Raw genomic sequence first — 13,169 nt, forward strand, 5'->3', positions numbered from 1 at the left:
AATTTCGGAAATTCATCGATAAGGAAGCATAATGGCTTTGCACCCAGTCCTCGAACAAGTCACTGCACGCATCATCGAACGCAGCCGCCCGTCGCGCGGCGCCTACCTCGCCCATATCGAAGCGGCCCGCATCCAGGGCCGGCCGCAGCGCAGCACGCTGGCCTGCACGAACCTGGCGCACGGCTTCGCGGCCTTTCCGGCCAACGACAAGCTGATCCTGAAGGAAGTGAAGAAGCCTTCCGTCGCGATCATCTCGGCCTACAACGACATGCTGTCGGCGCACCAGCCCTTCGAACACTTCCCGCCGATCATCAAGGATGCCGTGCGCGACGTGGGCGCCGTGGCGCAGTTCGCGGGCGGCGTGCCGGCCATGTGCGATGGCGTGACGCAGGGCCAGCCGGGCATGGAGCTGTCGCTGTTCTCGCGCGACACCATCGCCATGAGCACGGCCATCGGCATGTCCCACAATATGTTCGACTCTGCGGTGTACCTGGGCGTGTGCGACAAGATCGTGCCGGGCCTGGTGATCGGCGCACTGCACTTCGGCCATATCCCGGCCGTGTTCATCCCGGCCGGTCCGATGACCTCCGGCCTGTCGAACAAGGAAAAGGCGGCCATCCGCCAGCGCTATGCACAGGGCAAGGCCACCCGCGAGGAGCTGCTGGAAGGCGAATCGCAGTCCTACCACGGCGCCGGCACCTGTACCTTCTACGGCACCGCCAACAGCAACCAGATGCTGATGGAGGTAATGGGCCTGCACCTGCCGGGGGCCGCCTTCATCACGCCGGGCACGGAACTGCGCGACCAGCTGACGGCTGCCGCCGCACAGCGCGCCGCCGTGATCTCGGAACTGGGCAACGAGTACATTCCGATCGGTCACGTGGTCGATGAAAAATCCATTGTCAACGCCGTCGTGGCGCTGCTGGCCACCGGCGGCTCGACCAACCACACGCTGCACCTGCCGGCGATCGCCCGCGCGGCCGGCATCCTGATCGACTGGGACGATTTCAACGACCTGTCCGCCGTGGTGCCGCTGCTGGCGCGCATCTACCCGAATGGCGATGCGGACGTGAACCATTTCCACGCGGCCGGCGGCACGGGCTTCGTGATCCGCGAGCTGCTCGATGCGGGCCTGCTGCACGAGGACGTGACGACCATCCTGGGCAAGGGCCTGCGCAACCACTGCAAGGAACCGTTCCTGGGCGAAGGCGGCAAGGGCGTGGTCTTCAAGGATTCGCCGGCCGTGGCGGGCGACGACAAGGTGCTGCGCACCGCCGCCGACCCGTTCTCCAAGGATGGCGGCATGGTCAAGGTCGAGGGCAACCTGGGCCGCGCGATCATGAAGGTGTCGGCCGTGAAGGTCGAGCACCGCACGGTGGAAGCGCCGGCGCTGGTGTTCACCTCGCAGGAAGACTTCATGGCCGACTACAAGGCCGGCAAGCTCGATCGCGATTTCGTGGCCGTGCTGCGCTTCCAGGGTCCGCGCGCCAACGGCATGCCGGAACTGCACGCGCTGACGCCGGCGCTGGCCAATCTGCAGGATGCCGGCCGCAAGGTCGCGCTCGTGACGGACGGCCGCATGTCCGGCGCCTCCGGCAAGGTGCCGGCAGCGATCCACGTGTCGCCCGAAGTGCTGGCCGGCGGTCCGCTGGGCCTGGTGCGCGACGGCGACATCATCCGCGTCGATGCCGCCACCGGCACGCTGGAAGCGAAGGTCGATGCCGCCGAATGGGCCGGCCGCACGCCGGCCGAGGCCGACCTGTCGCCCAGCCATGTGGGCATGGGCCGCGAACTGTTCGCGATGTTCCGCAACAACGTGTCGAAGGCGGAAGAGGGCGCGGCCACGTTCCCGCTGCCGTCGCCGGCCGACAGCAGCGCCGACCTGCACGACGGCAAAGAGGTGGGCGACACGATGCCCGGTTCCGATGAAGATTTCCTTGTGAAGAAAGCGCCATGACCATGACTCTGCTCGACATTATGCGTACCTCGGCCGTGATCCCCGTGATCGCGATCGACGATCCCGACCACGCCGTGCCCCTCGCGAAAGCGCTGGTGGCGGGCGGCATCCGCGTGCTGGAAGTCACGCTGCGCACGCAGCACGGCCTGGCCGCGATCCGCGCGATGAGCGCCGTGGAAGGCGCCATCGTCGGCGTCGGTACGCTCACGCAGCCGGACGAATTCGCCGCCGCGCGCGATGCCGGCGCCGTGTTCGGCGTATCGCCGGGCCTGACGGATGCGCTGATCGCCGCTGCCAAGTCCAGCGGCCTGCCACTGCTGCCGGGCGTGATGACGCCATCGGAAGTGATGAAGGCGCGCGAACAGGGATTCAAGCAGCTCAAGCTGTTTCCTGCGGTGCCGGCGGGCGGCGTGGGCATGCTGAACGCGATTGCCGGCCCGCTGTCGGACATCACTTTCTGCCCGACCGGCGGCATCTCGCAGGAAACCGCCCCGGCCTTCCTGGCGCTGAAGAATGTCGCCTGCGTGGGCGGTTCGTGGCTGACGCCGAAGGACGCCATGAAGGCGGGCGACTGGGATCACATCACGATGCTGGCGAAGGCGGCGAGCGGATTGCGCGGCTGAGGTCTACAGCAGCGGCATCATGCGAAGGCGCCTGCGGGCGCCTTTTTTCTTTGGCAACCCCAGCGCCCCGTTGATTGTCACGAAGGCACGCAACTTGGCAAGACGCCAAGCGAATGTGTGATTTTGGCGACCGGAAAGCACGAAACAGTCACAAAGACCTTGCGCTACGGCAATAGCATCTGCAATAGTGCAACCTAGCGCACGCGATGATGTGCGCCGGATCGATCGCCCCTTATCAATGCGGCATTGTTTCCGTGACTGCCCTTCATTAATCGCTGACCCTACGGAAGCCGCGTGATCCGCCAACGTCCCCTGCAGTCGTATTTTCCGCTTGCCATCGCCATTGCCGCCGCCATCGCCATCGTGCCGCTGGCCGCCTGGCAGTGGCACGGCTTCGTCATCGCCGCCGTGCTGCTCGCAGCTGGCGCAGGCGCCGTCCTCTATCCGCATGCGAAGCCCGTTGCCGATGAGGGTGAAGAAAGCTATCTCGCCAGCCGCCGCCGCTTCAGCGCCGACGTGTCCGGCGTCTGGGCCTCGCACATCGATGCCTCGCGCAACCAGATGGAAGAAGCCGTGGTGGCGCTGATCGGCCGCTTCTCCGGCATCGTCTACAAGCTCGAAGAGGCGCTGGCTGCCTCCGGCGCCGCGCGCAACCACGAAGGCGGCAGCATCGTCGACGTGTTTGCCGCCAGCGAGAAGGAACTGCGCTCGCTGCTCGACATGCTGGCCAGCGCGTCGGCCGGCAAGCAGCAGATGCTGCAGAAGATCGAAGGCCTGCAGCAGATCACGCAGCAGTTGCAGGCGATGGCCGCGGACGTGGCCAGCATCGCCTGGCAGACCAACCTGCTGGCGCTGAACGCGGCGATCGAGGCGGCGCGCGCCGGCGAGGCGGGGCGCGGCTTCGCCGTCGTCGCCACCGAGGTGCGCATGCTGTCGAACCGCTCCGCCGAAGCGGGCAAGCAGATCGCCCGGCAGGTCGGCCAGATCAGCGACGCCATCGGCGCCACCAGTGCCGCCGCCGGCGCATCGATGCGCGAGGAAGCCCAGGCCGTGCAGGCTTCGGAACAGCTGATCGGCAACGTGCTGGCCTCGTTCCGCGGCGTGACGGATGCGCTGGTGCAGTCCTCCAGCCTGCTGGAGAGCGAAAGCGCCGGCATCAAGGCGGAAGTGGCCGAAGCGCTGGTGCAGCTGCAGTTCCAGGACCGCGTGAGCCAGATCCTGTCGCACGTGCAGCACAACATCGCGCGCCTGCCGTCCTACCTGGACGAGCAGGGCACCGACGAAGGCAGGCTGCGGCCGCTCGATGCGGGCGCGCTGCTGGCGGAGCTGGAAAGCACCTACGCGATGGCCGAAGAACGCACGCTGCATGCCCGCAGCAGCCTGCCTGCGCCCGCGCAGCAGGAAGAAGAGATCACCTTTTTCTAGGAGTTTTACATGGCAAAAACCATCATGGTCGTGGACGATTCGCTGTCCATCCGCCAGGTCGTCGGCATCGCCCTGCGCCAGGCCGGCTACGACGTCATCGAGGGCAGCGACGGCAAGGACGCGCTGGCCAAGCTGACGGGCCAGAAGGTCAACCTGATCATCAGCGACGTCAACATGCCCAATATGGACGGCATCGCCTTCGTACGCGAACTGAAGACGCGGCCCGCGTACAAGTTCACGCCCGTGATGATGCTCACCACCGAATCGCAGCAGGAGAAGAAGGCCGAAGGCCAGGCCGCCGGCGCGCGTGCGTGGATGGTCAAGCCGTTCAAGCCGGAAGCGCTGCTGGCCGCCGTCCAGAAGCTCGTCCTCCCCTGATTCCATGTCCGGACCGAGGTCCGGATTCCTGTCATGACTGTCGCTGCTGGCGCGACGCATCACCGCCGGCTTACACGGAGAACCACATGAGTATTGTCCAGGCGGACGCGGAAGCGGCCGACACGCTGCGCATCGAAGGCGAGCTGACGATCTATCGCGCCGCGGAACTCAAGCCCCTGCTGCTGGGCGCCGTGCGCGCCGACGGCGTGCCGGCGCTCGACCTGTCGGCCGTCACCGAATTCGACAGCGCCGGCCTGCAGCTGGTGCTGATGATGCGCCGTGCCGCGGCCGTGCATGGCCGCACCGTGCGGATCGTCGATCCCAGCCCGGCCGTGCGCGAGGTGCTGGCGCTGATCGGCCTGACGGAGCTGGCGGCCGGCAGTGCGGGAGCGGCGGCATGAATCTCGACCAGGTAATGCACACCTTCATCGCCGAGAGCCGCGAACTGCTCGAGGAGATGGAGAACAGCCTGCTGGCCGTGGCGACGGAAGGCGAGGAGGCCGTCAACGCCATCTTCCGCGCCGCCCACACGATCAAGGGCTCGGCCGGCATGTTCGGCCTGGACGTGGTGGTGGACTTCACCCACGTGGCCGAAAGCGTGCTGGATAAAGTGCGCGACGGCGTGGTGCCCGTGACGGACGACCTGGTGACGCTGCTGCTGGCCTGCCGCGACCATATCGGCGCGCTGGTCGACGCGGTGGAAGCGAACACGCTCGACGGCGACGTGGCACTGGCGCAGGCCGGCGCACCGCTGACGGCCGCGCTGCAGCGCTATCTCGACGGTGCCGGCGTAAGCGCCGCACCGGTGGCGAAAATGGCGCAGCCGCTGGTGCCGGCATCGGCCGAAACGGCGCAGTGGCACATCTCGCTGCGCTTCGGGCCGGACGTGCTGCGCAACGGCATGGACCCGCTGTCGTTCATCCGCTACCTCGGCCAGATGGGCACCATCACCGGCATCGCCACGCTGTTCGATGGCCTGCCGGCCGCCGAGGACTTCGATCCGGAATCGTGCTACCTCGGCTTCGAGATCGGCTTTGCCAGCACCGCCTCGAAGGCGGACATCGACGGTGCCTTCGACTTCGTGCGCGACGACTGCGCGATCCGCATCCTGGCGCCGGACAGCAAGGTGGACGAATACCTGGCGCTGATCGACGAGCTGCCGGAAGAGCGCACGCGCCTGGGCGAGATGCTGGTGCGCTGCGGCAGCATCACGGCCCATGAACTGGAACAGGCGCTCGCCGTGCAGGCCAGCGTGCCCGTCGAGGTGCAGGCGCCGATCGGCGCGATCCTCGTCAACCAGGGCGTGGTGCAGGCCCCCGTGGTGGCGGCCGCGCTGGTCAAGCAGAAGCAGGCCGCCGACCCGAAAAGCGCGCCGGCCGAGAACCGCTCGGTGCGCGTGGATGCGGACAAGCTCGACCGCCTGATCAACCTGGTGGGCGAACTGATCATCGCCGGCGCCAGCGCCAGCGTAATCGCGCGCCGCACCCAGATCCCCGATCTGCTGGAATGCACGTCCACGCTGTCCGGCCTGGTGGAGGAGGTGCGCGACAGCGCGCTGCAGCTGCGCATGGTGAAGATCGGCGCCACCTTCAACCGCTTCCAGCGCGTGGTGCACGACGTGTCGCGCGAGATCGGCAAGGACATCCGCCTGCAGGTCTCCGGCGAGGAGGCGGAACTGGACAAGACGGTGGTCGAGAAGATCGGCGACCCGCTCACGCACCTGGTGCGCAATGCGATGGACCATGGCATCGAGCCGGCCGACGTGCGCGTGGCGCGTGGCAAGCCGGCGCAGGGCACGGTCACGCTGAACGCCTACCACGATTCCGGCAGCATCGTGATCGAGGTGCAGGACGACGGCGGCGGCCTGAAGAAGGAACGCATCCTGGCCAAGGCGGTCGAACGGGGCCTGGTGGAAGCGGGCCGCGCGCTGTCCGACAAGGAGATCTTCGGCATGATCTTCGAGCCGGGCTTCTCCACGGCCGAGCAGGTGACCAACCTGTCCGGCCGTGGCGTGGGCATGGATGTCGTCAAGCGCAATATCGTCGCGCTGCGCGGCAGCGTCGACATCGCCAGCACGGAAGGCGTGGGCACCACCGTCACCGTGCGGCTGCCGCTCACGCTGGCGATCATCAACGGCTTCCAGGTGGGCCTGGGCAAATCCACCTTCGTGATCCCGATGGACATGGTGGAGGAGTGCATCGAGTTCCGCGAGGACGGCCGGCCCGGCCAGGCCGGGCAGACGTCGGGCTACGTGGACCTGCGCGGCCAGCCGCTGCCCTACGTGCGGCTGCGCGAGCGCTTCCACGTGAAGGGCGAGCCGGCGCGGCGCCAGAGCATCGTGGTGGTGCGCCACGGCGCCAGCCGCGCCGGCCTCGTGGTCGACACGCTGCTGGGCGAGTTCCAGACCGTGATCAAGCCGCTCGGCAAGGTGTTTGCCGGCGTGCGCTTCCTGTCCGGCTCCTCGATCCTCGGCAACGGCGAGGTCGCCCTGATCCTCGACATGGCCGCGCTGCTGCAGGGCGTGGAGCAGGACAGCCAGGCCGCGCACGGCGTGCTGGCCGCCTGACGCAATGAATCTTACTTATCTGAACCGGGAGCCATCGTGCTGAAGAATCTGAAAATTGGTATCCGCCTGGGCCTCGGCTTCGGCGTGGTGGTACTGCTGCTGGCGGCTGTCGCGCTGCTGGCCATCGGCCGCATGGCGGCGATGGACCGCGCGTCCGACCTGATCGTCGAAGACGCCTATCCGAAGGTCGTGCTGACCAAGGACCTGATCCGCGACAGCGTGGACATTCCGCGCCAGATGCGCGGCATGCTGCTGGCCGAGGGCGATGCCGAGGTCGCGCGCTACCGCAAGCAGCTCGAGGGCGTGCGCGCCGCCGAGCAGGAACGCATCGCCGAACTGACCCGGACGATCGCCAGCGAGGAAGGCAAGAAGCTGCTGAAGGCCATCGCCGACCACCATGCCGCGCTGGAACCGAAGTACGAGAAGTTCTACGCGCTGATCCAGACCGACCAGGCACTGGCGGCCAAGTTCGTCAGCGGCGATTTCGTGCCGGCCAACCGCCTGCTGGGCGACGCCATCGACGCGCTGTCCAAGTTCCAGGCCGAGAAGATGCAGCGGCTGGCCGGCGAAGCGAGCGCCACCTACGAGGCCACGCGCCTGCTGGTGATCGAAATGACGGTCGGCGCATTGCTGCTGGCCGTGGTGATCGCCACGCTGATCACGCTGTCCGTCACGCGCCCGCTGCGCCAGGCGGTGGCCGTGGCCGACCGCCTGGCCGGCGGCGACCTGACGGTGACGATCGAGAAGACGTCGCGCGACGAACCGGGCCAGCTGCTGGCTGCGATGAAGAACATGATCGCCAAGCTGACCCACGTGGTGGCGGAAGTGAACGGCGGCGCGCAGTCGCTGGCCTCCGCTTCCGAGGAAGTGAGCGCCACGGCGCAGGCGCTGTCGCAGGCCGCCTCCGAGCAGGCCGCCGGCGTGGAGGAAACCAGCGCCTCGCTGGAACAGATCACGGCCTCGATCTCGCAGAACACCGAGAACGCGCGCGTCACGGACGGCATGGCCGGCAAGGCCGCGCAGGATTCGGCCGAAGGCGGCGAGGCAGTGAAAGCCACGGTGGTGGCAATGAAGCGCATCGCCAAGCAGATCGGCATCATCGACGACATCGCGTATCAGACCAACCTGCTGGCGCTGAACGCGGCCATCGAGGCGGCGCGCGCCGGCGAGCATGGCAAGGGCTTTGCCGTCGTCGCGGCGGAAGTGCGCAAGCTGGCAGAACGCAGCCAGGTGGCCGCCCAGGAAATCGGCGAAGTGGCCAGCAGCAGCGTGGAACTGGCCGAACGGGCGGGCGCGCTGCTGGACCAGATGGTGCCGAACATCCGCAAGACCTCCGACCTGGTGCAGGAAATCACGGCGGCCTCGGAAGAGCAGGCCGCCGGCGTGGGCCAGATCAACGCGGCCGTGGGCCAGCTGAGCCAGACGACGCAGCAGAACGCCTCCAGCTCCGAGGAACTGGCGGCGACGGCCGAGGAAATGAGCAGCCAGGCCGAGCAGCTGCAGCAGGCGATGAGCTTCTTCCGCCTGGAGCGCGCCGCCATCAGCGTGCGCAAGCCGCCGGCGCGCCCGCACCACACGCCCGCGCGCCGCACCGAAAGCCTGGCGATGCAGAACCCGGCCTTCGCGATGGACGGCCCGGACGAGGCGAGCTTCACGCGCTTCTGAGCACGGCGGCACGGACGGACGCCATTGACTTCCATTGACCACCCGCGGCCGGAGGCCGCAGAAAGCACACCATGTTCTCCCATCTGAAAATCAGCACGCGCCTGGCCCTGGCCTTCGGTGTCATGAGCCTGCTGCTGGCAGGCGTCGTCCTGCTGGGCATCCGCAGCCTCGGCGGCGTCAGCCAGGCCACCGACGAAATGGTGACCGACAAGTATCCGAAGGTCGTGTGGAGCTACGAGCTCATCGACAACATCAACCGGATCGCCGTGGGCATGCGCAATATCGCCATCTTCGAGGATGCCGACGTGGCGCGCCGCGAACTGGCGGCCATCGAAACGTCGAAGGCCGGCATCAAGGACGGTCTCGACAAGCTGGGCCAGCGCATCACGTCGGCACGCGGCAAGGAGCTGCTGCGCACGCTGATGGACGCGCGGGAAAAATACCGCGGCTCGCAGGAAGAGTTCATCCACCTCGTCTCGGCGGGCCAGCGCGACGAAGCGCGCCAGCTGCTGGTCAACAAGCTCGATGCATCGCAGAGCGCCTACGTGGATGCCATCCGCGCACTGATCACCTACCAGAGCCAGCTGATGGACAAGGTGGGCGAGGAAGCGAAAGCCGATTACGTCAGCGCCCGCAACCAGATGACGGCGCTGGGCACGCTGGCCGTGGCCTTCGGCATCGTGATGGCCCTGTGGATCACGATTTCCATCACGCGCCTGCTGGGCGGCGAGCCGGCCTATGCGGCCGAACTGCTCAAGCGCATCGCGCACGGCGACCTGTCCGGCGAAGTGGTCACCCGCAAGGGCGACAGCGGCAGCATGCTGTTTGCCGTGGGCGAGATGGTCGCCAAGCTGCGCCAGGTGATCGCCGGCCAGCGCGCCGTCGTGGAGGCAGCCAACCGCGGCAACTTCGATGCGCGTGTCGACACCACGGGCATGCACGGCTTCCAGAAGGACATGGGCGATGGCCTGAACCAGCTGGTGACCACCACCGGTGCCAGCATCGGCGACGTGGTGCGCGTGATGTCGGCGCTGGCCGACGGCGACCTGACCACCCGCATCGAGAAGGACTACCAGGGCGCGTTCGCGCAGCTGAAGGATTATTCGAACGGCACGATGGACAAGCTGGCGCAGGTGGTGGGCGACGTGAACGGCAGCGCGCAGTCGCTGGCCTCCGCGTCGGAAGAGGTGAGCGCCACGGCGCAGTCGCTGTCGCAGTCGGCTTCCGAGCAGGCCGCCGGCGTCGAGGAAACCAGCGCCTCGCTGGAACAGATGACGGCATCCATTTCGCAGAACACCGAGAACGCGCGTGTCACGGATGGCATGGCCGCCAAGGCCGCATCGGAAGCGGCCGAAGGCGGTGAGGCAGTAAAAGCCACGGTCGTGGCGATGAAGCAGATCGCCCGGCAGATCGGCATCATTGACGACATCGCGTATCAGACGAACCTGCTGGCGCTGAACGCGGCCATCGAGGCGGCCCGCGCCGGGGAACATGGCAAGGGCTTTGCCGTGGTGGCGGCCGAGGTGCGCAAGCTGGCCGAGCGCAGCCAGGTGGCGGCGCAGGAAATCGGCGAAGTGGCCAGCAACAGCGTGGAGCTGGCCGAACGGGCCGGCAAGCTGCTCGATCAGATGGTGCCGAACATCCGCAAGACCTCCGACCTGGTGCAGGAAATCACGGCCGCCTCGGAAGAGCAGTCGGCCGGCGTGGGCCAGATCAATGCGGCGGTCGGCCAGATGAGCCAGACGACGCAGCAGAACGCGTCCAGCTCCGAAGAGCTGGCGGCCACCGCCGAGGAGATGAGCGGCCAGGCCGAGCAGCTGCAGCAGGCGATGGGCTTCTTCCGCCTGGCCGGAGGGGCTGCGCAGTCGCGCGCCGCCGTGGCGGTGCGCCAGCCGGTGCGTGGCCATGGCAGTGCGCGTCGTGCCCAGCTGCGCCTGGCGGACAGCTTCGCCACGCACGGCGAGCCGGACGAAGCCAGCTTCACCAATTTCTGACGCGGGATCGATGATGAATCAAGCAAAACAGGATGCCGGCGAGACCGCGCAATATCTGACCTTCATGCTGGGCGGCGAAGCGTTCGGCATCGGCATCATGGCCATCAAGGAGATCATCGAGTTCTCCGGCATCACGGAGGTGCCGATGATGCCGGACTGTATCCGCGGCGTGATCAACCTGCGCGGCGCCGTGGTGCCCGTGATGGACCTGGCGGCGCGTTTCGGCCGGCCGCTGGCCGTGCCGGGCAAGCGTACCTGCATCGTCATCGTCGAACTGGGGGGCGGCAGCAATGGCGAGCGCCAGGTGACAGGCGTGGTGGTCGATGCGGTGAGCGCCGTGCTGGACATCCCGGCCTCCGAGATCGAACCGGCGCCCAGCTTCGGCACGCGCATCCGCGGCGACTTCATCGCGGGCATGGGCAAGCTCAATGGCAAGTTCGTGATCCTGCTGAACGTGGCGAATGTGCTGGCGGTCGATGCGCTGGCCACGCTGCCGGCCGCGGTGCTGGAAACCGGCGAACCGTCGGCCGCCTGACATGACGGCCATCGCGATCAGCGAGCGCGAGTTCGCCCAGTTCCAGCGCTTCATCCTCGACATTGCCGGCATCACGATGTCCGATGCGAAGAAGGCGCTGGTGAGCGGCCGGCTGGCCAAGCGGCTGCACCACTTCGGGCTGGACAGCTACGACGCCTATTTCGCGATGCTCTCCGACGGCCACCATGCGGACGAGACGCAGATCGCCGTCGACCTGCTGACCACCAACGAGACCTATTTCTTCCGCGAGGCGCGCCACTTCGACCTGCTGCGGCAGGCGGCGCTGCAGGCGCAGCCGGGCTTGCGTGCCGGCGCGCCGTTCCGCGTATGGAGCGCGGCCTGCTCGTCCGGCGAGGAACCGTACAGCATCGCGATGGTGCTGGCGGACGTGCTGGGCAACGCGCCGTGGGAAGTGGTGGCCTCGGACATCAGTACGCGCGTGCTGGAGCGCGCCCGCATCGGCCACTACCCGATGGAACGCGCCAGCCACGTGCCGCCGGCCTACCTGAAGCGTTTCTGCCTGAAGGGCATCGCCGAGCAGGCCGGCACGCTGCTGGTGGACCGCGCGCTGCGCCAGCGCGTGCAGTTCCGCCAGGTGAACCTGAACACGCAGCTGCCGGGCGACCTGGGCCTGTACGACGTGATCTTCCTGCGCAACGTGATGATCTACTTCAGCGCCGATACCAAGCGCCAGGTGGTGGCGCGCGTGACGTCGCGGCTCAAGCCCGGCGCGCAGTTCTTCATCGGCCATTCCGAAAGCCTGCACGACATCAGCGATGCCGTGCAGCCCGTGATCCCTTCGGTCTACCGCAAGGCAAGCTAACGGACGCCTGGTCGGCCGGCCGGTGCGCTACCCTAGCGGTTTCGCAGCGGCGGCCGCAAATCTCACATGCCTATGAATACCATCAACGTGCTGGTCGTGGACGATTCCGCCGTCGTGCGCAAGGTCGTCGGCGAGATGCTGGCCGCGGCGCCCGGCATCCGGCTGCTGCATGCGGTGTCCGACCCGCTGCTGGCCATCGAGCGCATGAAGCAGCAGTGGCCGGACGTGATCGTGCTGGACGTGGAGATGCCGCGCATGGACGGCATCACCTTCCTCAAGCGCATCATGGCCGAACGGCCCACGCCCGTCATCATCTGCTCGACGCTGACGGAGCGGGGCGCCGAGACGACGCTGGCGGCGATGGCGGCCGGCGCCGTGGCCGTGATCGAGAAGCCGAAGCTGGGCCTGAAGGACTTCCTGAACGACAGCGCCGATGAGCTGATCGCCGCGGTGCGTGCCGCCGCCACGGTGAACGTGCGCCGCCTCGGCCTGCGCGCCGCTGCCGCTGCGCCGCTGGCGCCCGCGCCGGCCAAGCTGACGGCCGATGCGATCCTGGCGCCGGCCGGCGAAGCGCGCACGCCGCTGCAGACGACGGAGCGGGTGGTGGCCATCGGCACCTCCACGGGCGGCACGCAGGCGCTGGAGGAAGTGCTGACGGCGCTGCCGCGGGTCACGCCGGGCATCGTCATCGTGCAGCACATGCCGGAAAAATTCACGGCGGCGTTCGCGGCGCGGCTGGACACGCTGTGCCAGATCCAGGTGCTGGAAGCGAAGCACGGCGACCGCGTGCTGCCGGGCCGCGCCCTGATCGCGCCGGGCGGCAAGCACATGCTGCTGCGCCGCGACGGTGCGCAGTACTGCGTGGACGTGATCGACGGACCGCTGGTCAACCGGCACCGGCCTTCGGTGGACGTGCTGTTCCGCTCCGTGGCCAAGAACGCGGGCGCCAATGCGCTCGGCATCATCATGACGGGCATGGGCGACGATGGCGCCGCCGGCCTGCTGGAGATGCGCAAGGCCGGCGCGCGCACGGTGGCGCAGGACGAGGAAAGCTGCGTGGTGTACGGCATGCCGAAGGAGGCCGTGAAGCGCGGCGCGGTGGAGAAGACCGTCACGCTGAAGGCGATCGACAAGGAGATCCTGCAGCAGCTGCAGGGCCGGTAAGGGCGGCAACGGCGGCAAGGGGACAGGCACCCGGCAAGG

The 13,169-nt window shown here is 67.8% G+C and carries 11 protein-coding genes; all 11 read left to right on the forward strand.

What is annotated here, in order from left to right; all coding sequences use genetic code 11:
* Positions 1 to 31: 31 nt before the first annotated feature.
* Complete coding sequence (gene edd / locus IP91_RS21075) at positions 32 to 1,957, forward strand: phosphogluconate dehydratase (RefSeq protein ID WP_145651658.1); 1,926 nt, start codon at positions 32 to 34, stop codon at positions 1,955 to 1,957.
* A complete protein-coding gene (eda, locus tag IP91_RS21080; RefSeq protein ID WP_145651660.1) occupies positions 1,954 to 2,580 on the forward strand; it encodes a bifunctional 4-hydroxy-2-oxoglutarate aldolase/2-dehydro-3-deoxy-phosphogluconate aldolase in 627 nt (208 codons plus the stop codon). Before edd ends, eda begins: the two co-directional genes overlap by 4 nt.
* A gap of 294 nt (positions 2,581 to 2,874) precedes the next feature.
* Positions 2,875 to 4,005: a methyl-accepting chemotaxis protein gene (locus IP91_RS21085; RefSeq protein WP_145651662.1), complete on the forward strand. Its 1,131-nt coding sequence runs from the start codon at positions 2,875 to 2,877 to the stop codon at positions 4,003 to 4,005.
* Positions 4,006 to 4,014: 9 nt separating this feature from the next.
* Positions 4,015 to 4,383 carry a response regulator gene (locus IP91_RS21090; protein ID WP_145651664.1) on the forward strand — a complete coding sequence of 123 codons (369 nt, stop codon included), beginning with the start codon at positions 4,015 to 4,017 and terminating at the stop codon, positions 4,381 to 4,383.
* An 86-nt stretch (positions 4,384 to 4,469) separates the two neighbouring features.
* Positions 4,470 to 4,784: an STAS domain-containing protein gene (locus IP91_RS21095; RefSeq protein ID WP_145651665.1), complete on the forward strand. Its 315-nt coding sequence runs from the start codon at positions 4,470 to 4,472 to the stop codon at positions 4,782 to 4,784.
* Positions 4,781 to 6,949 (forward strand): chemotaxis protein CheA, encoded by a 2,169-nt coding sequence (locus IP91_RS21100; protein WP_145651667.1) that lies wholly within the window; start codon positions 4,781 to 4,783, stop codon positions 6,947 to 6,949. The genes IP91_RS21095 and IP91_RS21100 overlap by 4 nt, the downstream gene beginning before the upstream one ends.
* Positions 6,950 to 6,985: 36 nt before the next feature.
* Positions 6,986 to 8,614: a methyl-accepting chemotaxis protein gene (locus IP91_RS21105; protein WP_229474780.1), complete on the forward strand. Its 1,629-nt coding sequence runs from the start codon at positions 6,986 to 6,988 to the stop codon at positions 8,612 to 8,614.
* 71 nt (positions 8,615 to 8,685) lie between these two features.
* The gene (locus IP91_RS21110) at positions 8,686 to 10,608 is read left to right on the forward strand and encodes a HAMP domain-containing methyl-accepting chemotaxis protein (protein ID WP_145651669.1); all 1,923 of its coding nucleotides are present in this window, start codon (positions 8,686 to 8,688) and stop codon (positions 10,606 to 10,608) included.
* Between the two features lie 10 nt (positions 10,609 to 10,618).
* A complete protein-coding gene (locus tag IP91_RS21115; RefSeq protein WP_145651671.1) occupies positions 10,619 to 11,143 on the forward strand; it encodes a chemotaxis protein CheW in 525 nt (174 codons plus the stop codon).
* A gap of 1 nt (position 11,144) precedes the next feature.
* Positions 11,145 to 11,966: a CheR family methyltransferase gene (locus IP91_RS21120; protein WP_145651673.1), complete on the forward strand. Its 822-nt coding sequence runs from the start codon at positions 11,145 to 11,147 to the stop codon at positions 11,964 to 11,966.
* A 72-nt stretch (positions 11,967 to 12,038) separates the two neighbouring features.
* Complete coding sequence (locus IP91_RS21125) at positions 12,039 to 13,130, forward strand: protein-glutamate methylesterase/protein-glutamine glutaminase (protein WP_145651912.1); 1,092 nt, start codon at positions 12,039 to 12,041, stop codon at positions 13,128 to 13,130.
* Positions 13,131 to 13,169 lie beyond the last annotated feature (39 nt).

The organism is Pseudoduganella lurida (assembly GCF_007830455.1).
Classification (GTDB): domain Bacteria; phylum Pseudomonadota; class Gammaproteobacteria; order Burkholderiales; family Burkholderiaceae_D; genus Rugamonas; species Rugamonas lurida.

Coding starts and splice junctions, on each gene's coding strand:
- edd (WP_145651658.1), top strand. CDS start 32: ATGGCTTTGCACCCAGTCCTCGAACAAGTCACTGCACGCATCATCGAA.
- eda (WP_145651660.1), top strand. CDS start 1,954: ATGACCATGACTCTGCTCGACATTATGCGTACCTCGGCCGTGATCCCC.
- IP91_RS21090 (WP_145651664.1), top strand. CDS start 4,015: ATGGCAAAAACCATCATGGTCGTGGACGATTCGCTGTCCATCCGCCAG.
- IP91_RS21095 (WP_145651665.1), top strand. CDS start 4,470: ATGAGTATTGTCCAGGCGGACGCGGAAGCGGCCGACACGCTGCGCATC.
- IP91_RS21100 (WP_145651667.1), top strand. CDS start 4,781: ATGAATCTCGACCAGGTAATGCACACCTTCATCGCCGAGAGCCGCGAA.
- IP91_RS21110 (WP_145651669.1), top strand. CDS start 8,686: ATGTTCTCCCATCTGAAAATCAGCACGCGCCTGGCCCTGGCCTTCGGT.
- IP91_RS21115 (WP_145651671.1), top strand. CDS start 10,619: ATGATGAATCAAGCAAAACAGGATGCCGGCGAGACCGCGCAATATCTG.
- IP91_RS21120 (WP_145651673.1), top strand. CDS start 11,145: ATGACGGCCATCGCGATCAGCGAGCGCGAGTTCGCCCAGTTCCAGCGC.
- IP91_RS21125 (WP_145651912.1), top strand. CDS start 12,039: ATGAATACCATCAACGTGCTGGTCGTGGACGATTCCGCCGTCGTGCGC.